The sequence below is a fragment of the Bacteroides sp. CAG:633 genome (genome assembly GCF_000435115.1).
Classification (GTDB): Bacteria; Bacteroidota; Bacteroidia; order Bacteroidales; family Bacteroidaceae; genus Bacteroides; species Bacteroides ndongoniae.
Genome location: NZ_FR882934.1, coordinates 1 through 16356, shown reverse-complemented (window position 1 = coordinate 16356; position 16356 = coordinate 1). Strand labels below are relative to the sequence as shown.

The 16356-nt window shown below is 50.0% G+C and carries 18 protein-coding genes; 3 read left to right on the top strand and 15 right to left on the bottom strand.

All coding sequences use genetic code 11. The annotated features are described in order from the left end of the window. From QVP67_RS00100 to ubiE, 14 genes are all read right to left on the bottom strand, one after another. Nucleotides 1-358, bottom strand: a 358-nt coding sequence (locus QVP67_RS00100) for a PCRF domain-containing protein (protein WP_288179727.1), incomplete at its 3' end; no start/stop codon positions are given. Between the two features lie 24 nt (nucleotides 359-382). Beyond that, a complete protein-coding gene (locus tag QVP67_RS00095) occupies nucleotides 383-949 on the bottom strand; it encodes a DUF6642 family protein (protein WP_022161538.1) in 567 nt (188 codons plus the stop codon). Between the two features lie 28 nt (nucleotides 950-977). Further along, nucleotides 978-1256, bottom strand: coding sequence for a hypothetical protein (locus QVP67_RS00090; protein ID WP_022161537.1), 279 nt, complete (start codon nucleotides 1254-1256; stop codon nucleotides 978-980). 20 nt (nucleotides 1257-1276) lie between these two features. Further along, nucleotides 1277-1555, bottom strand: coding sequence for a hypothetical protein (locus QVP67_RS00085; protein ID WP_022161536.1), 279 nt, complete (start codon nucleotides 1553-1555; stop codon nucleotides 1277-1279). 13 nt (nucleotides 1556-1568) lie between these two features. Beyond that, a complete protein-coding gene (locus QVP67_RS00080) occupies nucleotides 1569-1844 on the bottom strand; it encodes a hypothetical protein (RefSeq protein WP_022161535.1) in 276 nt (91 codons plus the stop codon). 113 nt (nucleotides 1845-1957) lie between these two features. Beyond that, complete coding sequence (locus QVP67_RS00075) at nucleotides 1958-3127, bottom strand: AIR synthase-related protein (RefSeq protein WP_022161533.1); 1170 nt, start codon at nucleotides 3125-3127, stop codon at nucleotides 1958-1960. A 461-nt stretch (nucleotides 3128-3588) separates the two neighbouring features. After that, complete coding sequence (locus tag QVP67_RS00070) at nucleotides 3589-4176, bottom strand: LemA family protein (RefSeq protein ID WP_022161532.1); 588 nt, start codon at nucleotides 4174-4176, stop codon at nucleotides 3589-3591. A 27-nt stretch (nucleotides 4177-4203) separates the two neighbouring features. Next, nucleotides 4204-6885 (bottom strand): TonB-dependent receptor, encoded by a 2682-nt coding sequence (locus QVP67_RS00065; RefSeq protein WP_022161531.1) that lies wholly within the window; start codon nucleotides 6883-6885, stop codon nucleotides 4204-4206. 128 nt (nucleotides 6886-7013) lie between these two features. Further along, nucleotides 7014-7925 carry a TPM domain-containing protein gene (locus QVP67_RS00060; protein WP_022161530.1) on the bottom strand — a complete coding sequence of 304 codons (912 nt, stop codon included), beginning with the start codon at nucleotides 7923-7925 and terminating at the stop codon, nucleotides 7014-7016. Nucleotides 7926-7943: 18 nt separating this feature from the next. Next, nucleotides 7944-8912 (bottom strand): alpha/beta hydrolase, encoded by a 969-nt coding sequence (locus tag QVP67_RS00055; RefSeq protein WP_022161529.1) that lies wholly within the window; start codon nucleotides 8910-8912, stop codon nucleotides 7944-7946. Between the two features lie 55 nt (nucleotides 8913-8967). Next, nucleotides 8968-10407, bottom strand: coding sequence for a hypothetical protein (locus QVP67_RS00050; protein ID WP_022161528.1), 1440 nt, complete (start codon nucleotides 10405-10407; stop codon nucleotides 8968-8970). Then, nucleotides 10397-11983, bottom strand: coding sequence for an AAA family ATPase (locus QVP67_RS00045; protein ID WP_288179726.1), 1587 nt, complete (start codon nucleotides 11981-11983; stop codon nucleotides 10397-10399). Before QVP67_RS00045 ends, QVP67_RS00050 begins: the two co-directional genes overlap by 11 nt. Next, on the bottom strand, nucleotides 11962-12708 hold the full coding sequence (locus QVP67_RS00040; protein ID WP_022161526.1) for a shikimate dehydrogenase family protein: 747 nt from the start codon (nucleotides 12706-12708) through the stop codon (nucleotides 11962-11964). Before QVP67_RS00040 ends, QVP67_RS00045 begins: the two co-directional genes overlap by 22 nt. Before the next feature lie 13 nt (nucleotides 12709-12721). Further along, nucleotides 12722-13459: a bifunctional demethylmenaquinone methyltransferase/2-methoxy-6-polyprenyl-1,4-benzoquinol methylase UbiE gene (gene ubiE, locus QVP67_RS00035; protein ID WP_022161525.1), complete on the bottom strand. Its 738-nt coding sequence runs from the start codon at nucleotides 13457-13459 to the stop codon at nucleotides 12722-12724. 240 nt (nucleotides 13460-13699) lie between these two features. On the opposite strand from ubiE, the gene QVP67_RS00030 reads away from it, so the two are divergent. Genes QVP67_RS00030 through QVP67_RS00020 form a run of 3 tightly spaced genes read left to right on the top strand, consistent with a single transcriptional unit; the run spans nucleotide 13700 to nucleotide 15197 of the window. Beyond that, entirely contained in the window at nucleotides 13700-13927 is a 228-nt protein-coding gene (locus QVP67_RS00030) for a helix-turn-helix transcriptional regulator (protein WP_022161524.1), read from the top strand. After that, nucleotides 13924-14262: a HipA N-terminal domain-containing protein gene (locus QVP67_RS00025; protein ID WP_022161523.1), complete on the top strand. Its 339-nt coding sequence runs from the start codon at nucleotides 13924-13926 to the stop codon at nucleotides 14260-14262. Before QVP67_RS00030 ends, QVP67_RS00025 begins: the two co-directional genes overlap by 4 nt. Then, nucleotides 14259-15197 (top strand): HipA domain-containing protein, encoded by a 939-nt coding sequence (locus QVP67_RS00020; RefSeq protein ID WP_022161522.1) that lies wholly within the window; start codon nucleotides 14259-14261, stop codon nucleotides 15195-15197. The genes QVP67_RS00025 and QVP67_RS00020 overlap by 4 nt, the downstream gene beginning before the upstream one ends. A gap of 125 nt (nucleotides 15198-15322) precedes the next feature. On the opposite strand, the gene QVP67_RS00015 is transcribed toward QVP67_RS00020, so the two are convergent. Continuing rightward, nucleotides 15323-16270, bottom strand: coding sequence for a phosphoribosylaminoimidazolesuccinocarboxamide synthase (locus QVP67_RS00015; protein ID WP_022161521.1), 948 nt, complete (start codon nucleotides 16268-16270; stop codon nucleotides 15323-15325). Nucleotides 16271-16356: the final 86 nt, after the last annotated feature.

Here is a 16356-nt window from a genome sequence, read left to right as displayed (position 1 = left end):
TTTCGAGGATGGCGTTGCGGCTGTCCTGCGGGTCGGCCGGGACGAGCAACAGCTTGATGTGTTCCTCCAGTTCGGGCAGGCGCGTCTGGCAAGCATCGAGTTCCTCGCGTGCCATTTCGCGCATTTCGGGATCGGTTTCGTTGGCAATGATGTCCTTTGCTTCATCGATGCCGTTCAATACCTGTATGTATTCTTTGCGGGCGTTCATCAGGTCGCCCAGTTCCTTGTATTCTTTCGTCAGCTTGACGTACCGCTTCTGGTCGGCAATGACTGCCGGGTCGGTTATCAAGGTTGATACTTCCTCGAAGCGGGCCACAAGGCCGTCGAGCTTTTCCAGTATGGTGTTGTTTTCTGCCATTTATTTCGTATTTTTCAGACTATATTAATATGCGACAAATTTAAACTTCTTAGTATAATATGGCATTCTATTTTGTGCTAGGTCATATATTTTTGTTCCTGTATAATTAGGATGTTCACACATTTCATTGAGAAGCCACAATTCAAAAACAAAACTTGTTACTAAATCCACATCTGTCTCATAACCTGAAATCATTCGTGCTCCTGTTTCTTTTTTGAAGAATTTAATATCTTCGCTCTTCATCTTTAATGTACTACAACTTCCAAAGTGAACATTCTTCCCTTCAAATATGCCTTTATTATTTTCAGCAAATTCAATTATATTAATGCTTTCATCTTTATGAGCTAGTTCAATACTAGACTTAGAACCATGGAAGCATAAATAAACGATGTTATATGAATTATAAGTATCGTGATAAAGATGTTCTATGTAATAATCAAAGTCTGCTGTTGTAGCAACATTTCTTATAATAAAATCTGTATTTCGTGGTGATGCTTTGAGGAACTCTAATAAAGGAAGGGCAGTAGATTTATACTTTAAATCATGCACATTTTGCTTCCATTCTGTTTCTAGACAAAATATCTTACTCATATTACTATATTTTTTATATCTGAATATGTTACCACAATCTCCCCTCAATCAGCCAAGACAGCAATGCCGCAACCACGATCACTCCTACGATGCTCAGTATCCATTTCTTAGAGGTCATCCGATATTTCTCCTTGTCCACTTCGGGAGCAAGACGGGGACCTGCATAGATTCCAGAGGCTGCACCGATGATGGTGTAGTTCAGGAATCGGAGAACAGGCGCATCCCACAGGTCGCTAAGGAGATAAAGCCCGAAGCAGAAGGCAAGGATGACAACGGCTACGAGAATGACTTTGAGCAAATGCTTCATACCTCTGTCTGTTTATTAGTCTACCACAATCTTCCCTCAAACAGCCACGCCAGCACTGCTGCCAGTATCAGGAAACCGATAACAATCAGAATCCACGTCCGACGCGAGAAGCGGTTTTTCACCCTTTGTTCTGCTGTATTGAAATATTGACTGCCTATGTAGGAACCTATCAGAGCCGGCAAGAGGTAACAGGCACACTTCAGGAAAGGAATGTCCCACTTATAAGCCACAAAGAGGATGGCTCCACAAACGGCCACCATGCCAATGCCTATCAGGCAACCTTGATGTTCTCTTTCCATATTGTTATGTTAGTTAAAACACGAATTTCTCGAAAAGCCAAAACAACGTTGTCACAATCAGGACTCCTGCGGCAAATCCCCACCAGCGCTTCTTGTCGCTGAATATTTTTATTTTGCTTTCCTTACCAGAGCAATATGTAATTAAATCTTCTGCTATACTTGCCGGAAGTACAATGGCCAAGCAGCGCAGAAAGTCCGAACCTATCCGCGCTGCTACGATGCTTAATCCAACCGCTACAGCAATAAGCAGTACGAAAACCAAGACGCCTGTCCACTTGTTTCTTCCCATGATATTATTGTTTTTTCTTCTTGCGGGTGGTATTGCTTCGGTAATATTGCCCCCAAGCCAATGCACACACCACAATCAGAATGATGACTACATAGCCCATAACGTGCAATATCTTAATACCTGAACTCTCCGAACTCCGAGCGGATAATCTGCTCCTTCTTGTCGCTTTCCTCGATGCGGCCGATGACCTGTGCATCAATGTTGAACGACTTGGAGATGGCGATGACTTCCTCGGCATGTTCGGGCGAGAGGTAGACTTCCAGTCGGTGTCCCATGTTGAATACCTTGTACATTTCGGCCCAGTCCGTATCGCTCTGCTCCTTGATGGTGCGGAACAGGGGAGGTACGGGGAAGAGGTTGTCCTTGATGACGCGGCAGTTGTCGCCTACGAAGTGCAGCACTTTGGTCTGCGCACCGCCCGAGCAGTGTACCATACCGTGGATTTCGGGGCGTAGGGCATCGAGCAATTTCTTTACCACCGGTGCATAAGTACGGGTGGGCGAGAGGACGAGCTTGCCTGCATCCAGCGGACTGTCTTCTACGGCATCGGTCAGCTTCAGCTTGCCGCTGTACACCAGTTCGTCGGGCACAGCCTTGTCGTAGCTCTCGGGATATTTCTCGGCCAGATATTTGGCAAACACATCGTGGCGGGCCGAAGTCAGGCCGTTGCTGCCCATGCCGCCGTTGTATTCCTTCTCGTAAGTAGCCTGTCCGTAGCTGGCAAGGCCCACGATGACATCGCCCGGACGGATGTTGGCATTGTTGATGACATCGCTACGCTTCATGCGGCAGGTCACGGTAGAATCTACGATGATGGTACGTACCAGGTCGCCTAAGTCAGCCGTTTCGCCGCCTGTGGCATAGACGCCTACGCCCATTTCACGCAGTTCGGCCAGCAGTTCGTCCGTACCGTTGATGATGGCCGAGATGACTTCGCCCGGCACCAGCAGTTTGTTTCGTCCGATGGTCGAAGAGACCAGTATGTTGTCCACTGCTCCTACGCAGAGCAGGTCGTCGATGTTCATGATGAGTGCGTCCTGTGCAATGCCTTTCCACACGGACAGATCGCCCGTTTCCTTCCAGTACATGTAGGCCAGCGACGACTTGGTACCTGCGCCGTCGGCGTGCATGATGTTGCAATACTCCGGGTCGCCGCCCAGTATGTCGGGGATAATCTTGCAGAAGGCCTGCGGGAAGATGCCCTTGTCGATGTTCTTGATGGCGTTGTGAACGTCTTCTTTCGATGCGCTTACGCCGCGCATCATGTATCGTTGGTTACTCATGAGATAATTAATAAGTTTTTTTGTTCAATTGAATATGCAAAAGTAGCAATTATTTAGCAGATAGCCTACTGTGTGGCTGGCATTTTCCGATTTCTTCTTTGGAACAGCAAGGATCTTTGCTGCTTATAGCGGAGGAATGATTGTCGGATGCTTTCATGAGAAATGGGATGGTATGAAGTGAAATGCAGGGGCGGTTTTCCCGTCTCCCTTGTGAGTCATTTACTGCAATGAGGTTGCAGCGTCACTGCAAGCCTGTTTGCAGCGGTTCTGCATCCTTGTTTGCAGCAGTACTGCAAGCCCGTTTGCAGTAACGCTGCAACCTGCGTGCAGCAGCTCTGCAGCCTGTTTGCAGTGACAGTGCAACCAGTGTGCAGTAGCTCTGCAGCCTGCATACAATAAAACCGGCCCTTGCAGCTGTGTGCAAGGAGGCCGGTAATTTGTGTGGCAGAGGGCAGTAAAACTTAGAACTGCACCTGCGGAGCCTGTTCGGCACCCTCGGCTGCCTCGAAGTAGGCACGCTTGTCAAAACCGAACATGCCGGCAAGGATGTTCTTGGGGAAACGGCGGATGGCGGTATTGTAGGCCTTGGCCGAGTCGTTGAAGTTCTTGCGGGCCACGTTGATGCGGTTTTCTGTCCCTTCGAGCTGGGCTTGCAGTTCCAGGAAATTCTGGTTGGCTTTCAGATCGGGATAGTTTTCGGTGATGGCCAGCAGTTTGCCCAGTGCGGTGGCCAGCTGTCCCTGTGCTTTCTGGTATTCGGCCAGTTTCTCGGGTGTCAGGTCCGTCGGGTCTACCTTGATTTGGGTAGCCTGGCTGCGGGCGGCGATGACGCCTTCCAGTGTCTCCTTTTCGTGGGCGGCATATCCCTTGACGGTGTTCACCAGATTGGGGATGAGGTCGGCCCGGCGCTGATATTGCGTCTCTACGTTGGCCCACTGGTTGCTGACGTTTTCGTCCATGCTGACGAGGCTGTTGTAACCGCTGATAGCCCAGAAGGCGATGATGGCCACAATGGCCACGATAATGATGGTAATTGTTCCTTTTTTCATTTTCGTTTCTCTTTTTTCTGTTTTTGGTTAGTAAATATGTCTATTTGCTTTTCTTGTATGTTTACCTCTTCCTCCGCCACCGCTTAGCGTATTGAAGCGGTAGGTGAAGTTGACGATGCAGTAGCTTGTCAGCATGTTGCTCCTCGTGTCGGTAATGCCGTTGGCGCTGATGCTGCGGCTTTGGTTGCTCTGCTGTTGCAGGATGTCGAACACGCGCAGGCGGATCATGGCCTGTTTCCGTTTCAGGAAGCGCTTGGATATCTGCGCGTTCCACAACAGTTCGTCGCGATTGGCATTGCCGCTGTAGCCTTCGCGTATGTGCCACTTCAGGTCGGTCGATAGTTCGATGTCCCACGGCAGGCGTATGTGCGTGTTTCCACCCAGCGTGTAGTCGAAGGTTTCGCGGTTGCTGTTCTGCTGCTTGGCATTTTCGGCTTTGTTGTAGCGGAAGTTGCCATCCAGGGCGATGTCCAGCTTGTCGCTGCGGTACGAGGCTCTGAAGCGTTCGGTGCTGGTAAAGTTGCGTGTGGTGCTCAGCTCGGCATCGGCTCCTTTGTTATTAACAGAAATGTAGCCCACTTGGTTGTTGTAGGATGTATTGATTCCTGCGCTGAGGTTGAATTTCTTGTTTTTCAGCGGAGTGTCGAACGAGCTGTTCAGGCTGGTTCGCCAGTTGCCGTTGATGTTGACTTTGTGGTAGGTACGTGCACCGTTCGTCTTGTCATACGTCATGCGGTCGGCAATGGAGTTCAACGTGTTGTTGAAAGTCATGCGGATGCGGAAACTGCGCATGGTAGTGGTAGAATAGCGCTCGTAACTGGCGTTCAGGTTGTTGGTGAACGAGGGTTTCAGGTTCGGATTTCCGTAACGCAGACTCAGGGGATTGGTGACGTCGATTACTTCCTGCAGGTCTTCGATGTCGGGGGCATTGCTCCGGCCGTTGTAGCGCAGATTGATGCGTTCGCGGCGCGAGAAGTAGTAGTCGGCCGACAGCGTAGGCGACCAGTTCAGTACGTTCTGCCGTGGCAGGTCCTTGCCGGTGTTCGGTCCTATGCTTGTCCGGCTCGTGCTCGATTGCGGATTCAGTGAGATGCCGACGTTGTAGATCAGACCTTTCTGCAGGGTATCGTTTTGTGTGTGGTCGCCCTGAATGGAAAGGTTGATGTTGTGGTTGGCATATTTGTTGTTCACTTTCGAGCTGAGTTCTTCGTTGTAGTCGTAGTTGAATCGGTCGGCATAGTTGATGCTGTCGTAGACAAGCGACTGGGAAAGACTGCGCGAATTGGAGAACGAATAGTTCATGCTGAGCCGGTAGTGCTTGGACAGTGGTTCGATGTAGCCGACGGAGATGTTCCAGTTGGTGGAATTGCTTTTCCCCCGGGTGTTCCGGTCGATATCGGAGATACTGTCCTGCACGAAGAACTGCGAGAAACTCCGGTTGTAGTTGTCACGGTCGTTGTTATTATGGCTGAAGCTGAACGACATGTGCAGGTTTCGTCCGGCTTTTCGGAAACGGTGGTAGAAGGCGCCTCCTCCGTTCAGGTTGTAGCTTTGGCTGTTGCCAGTGCTCGACGAGGTTGTCTCGCTGACGTCGTCGTGGTTGTTGTCCGAAGTCTTGTTCCAGTTTTCTCTCCACGAATCCGATTGGCTGTAATTCATGTTGAGGTAAGCATTGATGGTGTTCAGGCTGTCGGCTCTCCATTCCATCCAGGTGTTTCCGTTCAGGCTGTGGTTGCCGTTCTCGCTGTCTGACCGTCGGTTGGCATAAGTCGATTCATCGCCCAGGAAAGTTTCCGAGGATGTTTCGGTACTGGTCTCGTTGACGTTGTGGCGGTAGTTCACGTTACCGCGGATGTCGAGCTCTTTGCTTTTCTTCGCATAGGTGACGCCGGCGTTCTGCTGTGTACGCTGTCCGTTGCCTTGTCGGCGGGTGTTGTTGGCCGCTCCTACGAAAGACAGGTTCATGTCGTCGGTGAAGTGGTTGATGTTGGCATTGCCTTCGTATCGGTCTTTGGTTCCGTATCCTCCGATCAGGTTGCCCATCCATCCGCTGTTCTTTTTCAGAGTCAGGTCCAGGACGGGTGTTTCGTTTCCGTCCTTGATGCCGGTCATTCTCTCCTTATCACTCTTTTCCTTGTAAGCCTTCAGTTTTTTGATGGCATCGGCCGGCAGGTTCTTCATCGACATTTCCGTATCGTTGCCGAAGAACTCTTTTCCGTTGACCATGATTTTCTTGATTTCCTCACCGTTGAGGGTGATTTTCCCGTCCTCGTCTACCTCTACGCCAGGCAGCTGTTTGACTAATTCTTCGAGCATATCGCCCGCTGCTACCCGGTAGGCCGAGGCGTTGTATTCCGTAGTGTCGGCATTGACGACAACGGGCGGCGCTTCGGCCGTAATGACTGTCTCGGACAGCAGGACAGCATCTGTCTGCAATGTCAGGTTGCCCAAATCCTTGTGAGTTCCCGATTTGTCAGTCAGCGAAACAGGTTTGTACAGTGTTGTGTAACCGATGAAAGATACCTTTAACAAGTAATTGCCTGCCTTGACTCGCGGCAGGCTGAAGTGTCCGTCCTTGTTGGTGGTGTTTCCGGCCGCTTGCGAACTGTCGGGCAGGGCCAGAAGCTGCACGGTTGCAGCCTCTACCGGTATTTCTCCGTTCTGCTCGGTCACCTTTCCGGTGACGGTGATGGTTCGTTTCTGTGCCATGACATTCCCAAACATTAGCATTAGTAGCAAAGATGTAATAATAGCGCTTTTCATGTGTGTTTATTGTTGAAGTGTTTTTATAGGACAGTCGTAGAGTCAGAAGGTTTAATGCTGTCCTGAGGATGGCGTCAGAATCTTGATCCGGCGCCTCCTCCGCCTCCCATGCCTCCTCCGAAGCTGCCTCCACTAAAACCTCCGCCACCGCTGAAGCCGCCTCCTCCGCCTCCGAAGATGACCGGACCGCTGCCTCCACGTCCGCGATAGTTTTCGTCGTACGATTGCTGTTGGCGCACTACTTTATGTCCGCAGTTCTGGCAGATGTAAGTGACGTTTTCCGTCCGTACGCCGTTGCGGCGCGAGATGAGCTCGCTGGAGCTGCGCTGTAGCTTGTGCTGCCCGCATTTGGGACATTTGCTGGCATGACGTACGGCAATGAAAGCCACCAGAAAACTTACAGCGATAATGCCGAAGAGAAGCAACACATAGGTCATTCCATTGTTACCTCCTTCATCTGCCGACGGATCGTTTTCCATCGAGCCGTCCAGCCGGCCGCAAGTGGCACGTACACCGGCTACCATTCCTTCGCTCCATCGGTTATCCTTCAGATAAGGAATCATTTCGCGTGTCTGGATGCGTTTGCAGATGGCATCGGGCAGAGGCCCTTCCAGACCATAGCCGGTGTAGAACTGGATGCAACGCTGGTCGGTGACAAGCAGGATGACCAGTCCGTTGTCTTTGCCTTTCTGTCCCACGCCCCACGAGTTGAGCAGACGGTGGCAGAAGTCGAAGCAGTCTTCCTCGCCGATGCTGGGGACAACGGCTACTACGCTCTGTATGCCTGTCTGTTGCTCCAACCGGTAAAGCATACGGTCGATGCTGTCGCGGGCAGATATGTCGAGTATGTTCTCGGGGTCGGTGACGTAACGGGTCTTGTCCTGTAAGTGTACTTTGGGTAAGTTGTCGGGAGTATACACTGTTTGTGCCCAAGCCATCAGTCCTAACAGATGGCAGAACAGAATAGACGTGAATATTCGCTTCATGAGTGGATATGCTTGTTTTTAGTGAATGTATTTTCTTACAAAATCGCTGACCTTGCGGGTATAGGCTTCGGGGTTCTCCTTATAGGCTACGGCATGTTCGGCACCGGGCACTATCCAGAGTTCCTTGGGTTGAGGCTTGGCCTCGTAAAGGGGATGTACCATCCAGGTGGGCACAAACGTGTCGGCATCGCCATGGATAAAGAGCATGGGGAGGGTACACTTCTTGACCTGTTCCAGCGGAGAGGCTTCCTGGAAACTCCAGCCGTACTCCATCTTGCATAAGGCACTGGCCACATTCAGCAGTGGAAAGGCTGGCAGACTGAACTGATTCTTCAGCTCTCCTTTGAACTCGTCCCAGGCGCTGGTGTAGCCGCAATCTTCGACAAAGCATTTCACGAAAGGCTGCTGGTGCATGCCGTGCTGCACTTCGCCCGATACGCACATGGTCGTAGCGGCTCCCATCGAAATGCCATGTACGACCATCTGTGTGTTTCCTCCGAAAAGATGGTTGGCTTCGTCGGTCCACAGCAATACGTCGAGCCGGTCTTTCCAGCCCATCTGTACTTCGGTACCTTCGCTCAGCCCATGTCCGTAGAGGTCGGGCAACAGGATGTTGTAGCCCAGCTGGCGGTTGTAAAGGTAACCTATCATCATCATGCGGATGGAGTTGTCTGTATAACCATGGACGATGACGGCCGTGTGGCGGGTGCTGTCGGCGGCAGGAACGTAGAGGGCATGGAGTCGCCGGCCTTCGTCGTTTTCGATGTAGAGATCGTGCAGGGCACCGACGTTCTGCAGACTGTCTATCCAGCGGCTTACGTCGGGATAGTTTTCGGCCATGTACTTCAGCGAACCTTCTATGTCGCGGCTGCGGGTGACAAGTTCAGCGGGCTTCAGCGCATAGCCCAGCATGTAATAGCCTGCGCATAGCAGCAGTGCGGCCAATGCGATGATGGCCGTCAAACTGTATTTGATGGTTTTCTTCATTTTCCTTGTTTTTGTCTGTTGGTGGACAAATGTACGATTTTGTTTTGATATACAATCAATAACGGCGGGGAGAATTGTAGCCTATCCTCCAGATACGGTCGAAGTAGGGTTGCCATTCGTTTTCGGCAATGCCTGTTTGCAGTCCGTAGAAGCGTGTACCGTTCTGCCGAGCTTCCTGCAACTGATGCAAAAGGGCAGGAGATGAAAGCGGTATGCGGAAATCGCTGATCCAGAGTACATCAGCGTTCTGGTAGCTCTTGCCGGACTGTAGTAATTCGAAGGTTTTCTTCATCATGCGGCTGGCATCTGTATCGCCGCATGCCGTACGGCTGAAAAAGCTGAGCAAATTGGCCCTTTCTTTGCGGACGTCAATAGGCTGGATAGACACAGAGAAGGCAATGAGGAAACAATCGCGTTTCTGGCGGTCGGCAATTTCCAGCAGTCTGATTAAAGTAGAGTGTGCTACTCTTTCGGGTACCCCCGTCATGCTGCCCGAAGTGTCCAGGCAGACAATCATCGGTCCCTTTCGCTGGGCAGGGCGTGTTTGCAGGCGGCGTGCGGGTTGGGTGATTTCCGATTGATAGCGGAATGTCTGCAATTTTTGTGTCAGAAATCTGTTGAGGAAGATTTTCTCCAGTTCCTTGTCGGAACAATAGGCTATCTCGATGGGGAGAAGGCTGTTCAGGTCGTTGCTGATGGTGATGCCTGCTATGTCGCACTGAGAGGCATGTTCCAGTTTGCTGTCATTGCCTTCGGTTATATGGATACGCTCCTTACCGTCGTCGTGGGCGGTTCGTCCCATGGCATCGGCCACTTCGGCAATCTGCGGGAAATCTTTCTGGATGCGTACGATTTTACGTATCCGTTCGAAGTCGCTGGTGTTCCACAGTCCGTTCATCATGCCCCATGCCTGCATGAATTCGTCCTTCTCTATCCGGTTCCTTTGCAGATAAGAAGGGATGTTCTGCAGATTGGAGGAGATGCGTCGTTCGAGGCTATCCCGATAGTTCTCTATTTCAGTTTCTTTCTTTTCGTTCAGTTGACGTTGTATGGCTTCCTTCCAGTCTTCGGCCAGCTTTTCCCATAGGATATCGTCGTCCGTCTGCCCTTCTTTACCGAATGCCTGCCGGTAGAAAGGGGCGTTGAAACCGTATCGTCCGTACTGGCAGTCCAGTTCTTCTACCAGGGCTTGCCAGCCGTCACGTTTGCGGTCGTGTGTCCATTGGGTAATGAGCTGCCTGCTTTTTTCTTCCGACTGTTTACGTTGGTAATTGTATTTCTCGCGTTCCAGATTTTGCAGAATGAACTGGCTCAGTGTGTCGTACAGCACGCGTGCGCAAACCTCGTCGGACAGGGCTTGTACCTTGATGATAGGATTTTCCAGAATCGAACGCAGGTATGTGTAGAGCGGTTCGCTGCTGCCTGTCTCCAGAAATTCGCCTGTGGCAAAATAGTGGTCCAGCACTTCGGTATAGAACGACTGTTCATGCCTCATCGCCGTATAGCAGTTTGCGGGCATCTACTCGGGCGAATGCAATCAGTTTGCGCAGATTGGCCACGTGTTGTTCTATCTCCTTCTTATCTTCCTCGCAAAGGAAAATGTTGGTATACAGCTTGTAGGCCAAGCTGTTGATGGCATTGTTTGCCTGTTCCAGCTCCGTTTCGTAGTCGCGGTTGACTGTCGGTCTGGTCGACTGACTGACAGCCTGTTTCTCTCCCGGACGCAAACGGCGCATGCTGTATCGCACTCCGTCGATGTACAGGTAATGGTTGTCGCGGTAGAGGCGGACCTGTCTGGCATTTTTTGCCTTCATCTGACTGCTGTCTGCAAAGGTACGGATCAGGGTTCGTTCCGGATGAAGCGAGTCGGTGTACATCACGCCGGTTTGTGGAGCATCCTGTGGCTGGTGATTCTTCATTCCCATAAAGTCTGCCAGAAAGATGAATGTGTTGCCTGTGCCGTGGTTTTCCAGCTGGAAATAGAAGTGGTCGACTATCAGCAAATCGTCGTCCCGATGGTTTTGGCTATGTCTGGCTTTTTCCAATGCCTGTTGGGCGGAGTATGCTTTCAGGTCAGCTTTCAGGGTCTGTGCAGCGGACTTAATCTGTTTCTCCTGTAAGGCAAAAAGTGAGTGAATGACGAGTTGGCGTACGGCAGGCAATTCGTCGGGTTCATTCCAAAGGCTGTGGTAAGTCACAATAAGGTCGTCGGGACAGACTTCGGTACGTCCGTGCATGAAAGCAGATGCCTTCAGCAATCTGGCGATGTGCTTCCAGCGGCGGTCGCTGACGTAAATGCTTCTTCTCAAGTCGCTTTCCGGAATCTCTACATTGGACAACCGTTGTCGTATCTCGGTGATGCAGTCTAATATCTCAGTTGGTATGCTGACGGCTTTGATTTGCTGTTGCCATTCAGCGTATTCGTTTTCTGTGATTTGTAGGTGAGAAGACACTGGTACTGTGTCCATATCCGTCTCGTCGAGCAACATGCGGTGGAACGTGGCTTCTTTCTGGATATTGCGGCAGATGACACGTATCAGGAAACGGTCCCATAAGGCTTCCAATCCTTCGCCGTGAGCCGGAAGCTCGTTGCTTGCCGCAACCAGCAGTTTCAGAGGGAGTTTCAGTTCGTTCTCTCCGTTGCGGAATATCTTTTCATTGATAGCCGTCAGCAGTGTATTCTGTATGGCAGGACCGGCTTTCCATATTTCGTCCAGAAAAACGATGTCGGCCGAAGGCAAATATCCCTGTATGATGCGTTCGTATTTGTCTTCTTCCTTCAGACGGCTGATGCTGACCGGACCGAATATTTCGTCGGGGGTGGAGAAACGCGACATAAGGTATTCGAACGCCCGTGCGCCGGCAAATACCAGCTTCAGGCGTCTTGCCACCATCGACTTGGCCACTCCCGGAGGGCCGAGCAACAAGATGCTTTCGCCTGCCAGCGAAGCCAACAGGGAAAGCGCTATTTCGTTCTCTTTTTCATAAACCCCTCTGCTGATTTCAGCCAGTAACTGGCGTATACGTTCTACCATATCCGGATGCAGCTTTATCTGTTCCAGATTTCCCATGCGGCAAAGGCTTGCAACAGCAGCATTTCCAGACCGTTTTTGACAGAAGCTCCGTGTTCTGCTCCCTTTTTCATGAACAGGGTTTCGTTGGGGTTGTATAATAGGTCGTAGAGCAGGTGGTCAGGTGTCAGCAAATCATAGGGAATATCCGGACAGAAATCCACTTTCGGATACATTCCTAATGGGGTAGTGTTGACAATGACGGTGTGTTCTGCCATCACTTCCGGTGTAAGTTCGGAGTATGTCAGTATATCGTTATTTTTTTTGGTGCGCGATACATAGGTGCTCTGCACACCCAGATTGGCCAGGCCATGATATACGGCTTTTGATGCACCGCCCGTTCCCAGTATAAGGGCTTTGGTGTGATGGGGGTGCAATAAGGGTTCAATGGAACGTGTAAATCCGATGATATCCGAATTGTATCCGACCAGTTTTACTTTCCCTTTGGGTTGGCGAAGGATTTTGATCACATTGACCGCTCCAATTTTGGCAGTGTCCTTATCCAGTTCGTCCAGATAGGGGATCACTTTTTCTTTATAGGGGATGGTGACGTTCAGTCCGCACAGGTCGGGGTTTTCTTCGATAACTTCCATAAAGTCTTCGATACGTGGAATTTCGAAATTCACGTATTCGGCATCAATATTCTCGGATTGGAATTTTTCGTTGAAATATCCTATAGAAAAAGAATGTTTCAACGGATAGCCTATTAAACCATACTTTTGCATAATTGTCAGTTTTTTATTTGGTTGCAACATAAAGGGTACAGATGCCAAACGTCAGTCGTTTGAAATAAACATGGCTGAAGCCGGCATTTTGGATAGCCTGCTGCATCACTTCGCCCTGAGGGAAGGCACGGATACTTTCGGGCAGATAGGTGTAGGCACTGTTGTCCTTTGATATGAGTTTGCCGATGAGGGGCATGACGATCTTGGAATAGATAGCAAACAGCTGCTTCATGGGGAAGCGGTCGGGAGTGGAAAGTTCAAGAATAACCAGATGTCCGCCAGGGCGGAGCACACGACACATTTCGCCGAGGGCTTTATCCAGATGTTCGAAATTGCGGATGCCAAAGGCGACGGTCAGTGCATCGAAAGTTGAATCGGCAAAAGTGAGAGCTGTACAGTCCTCACGGGCGAAAGAAATACGGTCTGCAAGTCCTGCCTGGCGTACTTTTTCACGTCCGACGTTCATCATACCTTCCGAAATGTCAGCACCTATCAGCGATTGCGGTTGCAGTTCGCGGCACGCCAGAATGGCAAAGTCGCCGGTACCGGTAGCTATATCCAGCATCTGTTGCGGGTGGTAAGGACGGAGTGTGTGGATGGCTTTCCTGCGCCAGCTGCGGTCGATACCCAGTGAAAGGGTGTGATTCAACTGGTCGTAGGTAGGAGCGATGTGGTCGAACATCTGTTCTACCTGTTCGCTTTTCTTTCCTTCCTTGCCGTAGGGCATGACTTTTTCTTGTGGGTACTCCATAATAATTGCTATGTTCTTTTGCGCAAAGTTAAAAAAATAACTATTTCAGTGTGCTAATTGGTGTATAAATTCCTTTTGTGGCATACGCTTCTTTTCAGTTAGTTTCAAGAAATTGTGAAATTCTTGTTTTTTTGCTATACCCGTTTGGGTATAAATTTAATTAAATACAGATAAAATATACCCTATAAGGTATAATAGATGGAAACTTATGTTATATTTGTACCCGAAAGGGTATAAAATATGGAACATACAGTAATTGCAGACTTTGTGAAAGAGATGCGCCGACAGTTCGGACTGACTCAGGTAGACTTGGCTGACAAATCGGGTGTGGGTCTGCGCTTTGTGCGTGATTTGGAGCAGGGCAAGCAGACCTTGCGGATGGATAAGGTAAATCAGGTACTCAGTCTGTTCGGCCGTCAGGTGGGACCAGTAGAAATAGACGTAAAAACAAGGGAGGATAAATCATGAAGAAGGCAAAGGTGTATCTGCACGACCGATTGGCGGGCAGGCTGGTAGAAGATGAGAACGGTTTTACTTTTACGTACGATGCCGCTTATCTGGTTTTACCTGATGCGACAGCTATTAGTCTGACACTGCCACTGACTGAGAAACCTTATCATGATACGGTACTCTTTCCCTTCTTTGACGGACTGATACCCGAAGGTTGGCTGCTGGACATTGCCGAACGAAGCTGGAAAATCAACCAGCGCGACCGCATGTCACTTTTGTTGGCCTGTTGTAAGGACTGTATTGGAGCTGTCAGTGTAGTACCCGATGACGAAACAGAGGAGGATAAATTATGAACCGGTGTCTGTATTGCTATAAAGAATTGGGTGAGGGGATGAAGGACTTTCATCCGGCTTGTGCCCGCAAGTTTTTCGGTACCCGTACAGTGCCCGAGTTGCCATACGTGCGTGGGCAATTGGGCGACCTGGCCCGGGAAGTAGTGCGTAGCCAGACTACCCTTACCGGGGTGCAGGCCAAGCTTTCGCTCGACATTAATCGGGGCGGACGCAACGAGCCTGACCGTTTTACCATCGTGGGGCTGTGGGGACGCTTTATTCTGAAGCCACAGACACAATCTTATCGTGCTTTGCCCGAACTGGAGGACGTCACCATGCACCTGGCCGAAGCCGCTAAAATCAGTGTGGTACCCCACAGTCTGATACGTTTCAGTGACGGTGAACTGTGCTATATTACCCGTCGTATCGACCGGTTGCCCGATGGACATAAAGTGGCAATGGAAGACATGTGCCAACTGTCCGAGCGGTTGACAGAGTACAAATACAAAGGTTCTTATGAACAGATAGCCAAACTTATCCGTCGCTATTCTTCTACGCCCCAGCTGGATGTAATCAACTTCTGGGAGGTAGTAGTATTTTGTTGGATAACAGGCAATGCAGACATGCATCTCAAGAACTTTTCACTTTATAATCTGATGGGCGGATATACGCTTACTCCGGCTTATGACATGTTGTCTACTGCGCTGGTGATGCCCGAAGATACCGAAGAACTGGCTCTTACCCTTAACGGGAAGAAGAATCGGTTGCGCAAGACGGATTTCTACAAGGCCATTACAGCTTCGGGAGTAGAAGAGAAGGTGATTGAGAATCTGGCTCGCCGCTTCAGTCGAGCTTTGCCTAAGTGGTTTGAACTGATAGACCACTCTTTTCTGCCTGACGACATGAAGAGGCAATACAAACAACTTATCTTGCGCCGCGTGGTGATGCTGCGCTGACAGTCCTGCAGGCTGAACAAAAACAGACGCGGATTACATGGAACAGGGATGGTGATATCCGCAGAATTCCGCGTAATCCGCGTCAGATGTATTTCAAAAGCAAGTGTGCTCTCTGTATTTCTGCATTACTTGCTCAGGTATTCTGTTACATTCTTTTCGATACGGGCAGCAATGTCTTCGGTTGCCTCACGGACGAACTTCTCGCCGGTGATGTGTTCGTACAGTTCGATGTAGCGTTCGCTGATTGAAGTAACAATTTCGTCGGTCATTTCTGGTACCTGCTGGCCTTCCTTACCCTGGAAACCATTGTCCATCAGCCATTCGCGTACAAACTCTTTAGAGAGCTGCTTTTGAGGTTCGCCTTTCTCGAAGCGTTCTTCGTAGCCTTCGCTGTAGAAGTAACGGCTGGAGTCGGGTGTATGGATTTCGTCCATCAGGTAGATCTTACCGTCGTGCTTACCGAATTCGTATTTTGTATCTACCAGGATGAGGCCGCGTTCGGCAGCAATTTCTGTACCGCGCTTGAAGAGAGCCAATGTATATTTTTCCAACAGGGCATATTCTTCAGGAGTAGCCAGACCACGTGCCAGAATTTCTTCTTTGGAGATATCTGCATCGTGTTCACCGATTTCGGCTTTGGTAGTCGGGGTGATGATGGGTTCGGGGAACTTCTGGTTTTCCTTCATGCCTTCGGGCAGACGTACACCGCAGATTTCGCGTACACCGCTCTTGTAGGCACGCCAAGCTGATCCGCAGAGGTAGCCGCGTACAATCATTTCTACCGGGAAACCTTCGCACATAACACCAACGGTCACCATAGGATCGGGTGTAGCCAGTTTCCAGTTAGGGCAAATGTCGGTAGTAGCATCGAGGAACTTAGCTGCAATCTGGTTCAGCATCTGTCCTTTGAAGGGGATGCCTTTGGGCAGGATAACGTCGAAGGCCGAGATACGGTCGGTTGCTACCATGACGAGTTTTTCACCGTTGATGTTATACACGTCGCGTACTTTTCCGTGATATACGCTTTTCTGTCCCGGAAAATGATAGTCAGTTTTAGTTAACGCTTGTTTCATAACTATTTTGTATTTTGATTAATGTTAGTCGTTTAATTTTTCTTTTCTTCTTTTAGGCGTTCACGTTCCGCTTTCTGTTCTTTCTC

Excerpts from the sequence above, each read along its gene's own strand:
- QVP67_RS00095 (WP_022161538.1), bottom strand. The coding sequence starts at position 949 with ATGAGTAAGATATTTTGTCTAGAAACAGAATGGAAGCAAAATGTGCAT.
- QVP67_RS00090 (WP_022161537.1), bottom strand. The coding sequence starts at position 1,256 with ATGAAGCATTTGCTCAAAGTCATTCTCGTAGCCGTTGTCATCCTTGCC.
- QVP67_RS00085 (WP_022161536.1), bottom strand. The coding sequence starts at position 1,555 with ATGGAAAGAGAACATCAAGGTTGCCTGATAGGCATTGGCATGGTGGCC.
- QVP67_RS00080 (WP_022161535.1), bottom strand. The coding sequence starts at position 1,844 with ATGGGAAGAAACAAGTGGACAGGCGTCTTGGTTTTCGTACTGCTTATT.
- QVP67_RS00075 (WP_022161533.1), bottom strand. The coding sequence starts at position 3,127 with ATGAGTAACCAACGATACATGATGCGCGGCGTAAGCGCATCGAAAGAA.
- QVP67_RS00070 (WP_022161532.1), bottom strand. The coding sequence starts at position 4,176 with ATGAAAAAAGGAACAATTACCATCATTATCGTGGCCATTGTGGCCATC.
- QVP67_RS00065 (WP_022161531.1), bottom strand. The coding sequence starts at position 6,885 with ATGGCACAGAAACGAACCATCACCGTCACCGGAAAGGTGACCGAGCAG.
- QVP67_RS00060 (WP_022161530.1), bottom strand. The coding sequence starts at position 7,925 with ATGAAGCGAATATTCACGTCTATTCTGTTCTGCCATCTGTTAGGACTG.
- QVP67_RS00055 (WP_022161529.1), bottom strand. The coding sequence starts at position 8,912 with ATGAAGAAAACCATCAAATACAGTTTGACGGCCATCATCGCATTGGCC.
- QVP67_RS00050 (WP_022161528.1), bottom strand. The coding sequence starts at position 10,407 with ATGAGGCATGAACAGTCGTTCTATACCGAAGTGCTGGACCACTATTTT.
- QVP67_RS00045 (WP_288179726.1), bottom strand. The coding sequence starts at position 11,983 with ATGGGAAATCTGGAACAGATAAAGCTGCATCCGGATATGGTAGAACGT.
- QVP67_RS00040 (WP_022161526.1), bottom strand. The coding sequence starts at position 12,708 with ATGCAAAAGTATGGTTTAATAGGCTATCCGTTGAAACATTCTTTTTCT.
- ubiE (WP_022161525.1), bottom strand. The coding sequence starts at position 13,459 with ATGGAGTACCCACAAGAAAAAGTCATGCCCTACGGCAAGGAAGGAAAG.
- QVP67_RS00030 (WP_022161524.1), top strand. The coding sequence starts at position 13,700 with ATGGAACATACAGTAATTGCAGACTTTGTGAAAGAGATGCGCCGACAG.
- QVP67_RS00025 (WP_022161523.1), top strand. The coding sequence starts at position 13,924 with ATGAAGAAGGCAAAGGTGTATCTGCACGACCGATTGGCGGGCAGGCTG.
- QVP67_RS00020 (WP_022161522.1), top strand. The coding sequence starts at position 14,259 with ATGAACCGGTGTCTGTATTGCTATAAAGAATTGGGTGAGGGGATGAAG.
- QVP67_RS00015 (WP_022161521.1), bottom strand. The coding sequence starts at position 16,270 with ATGAAACAAGCGTTAACTAAAACTGACTATCATTTTCCGGGACAGAAA.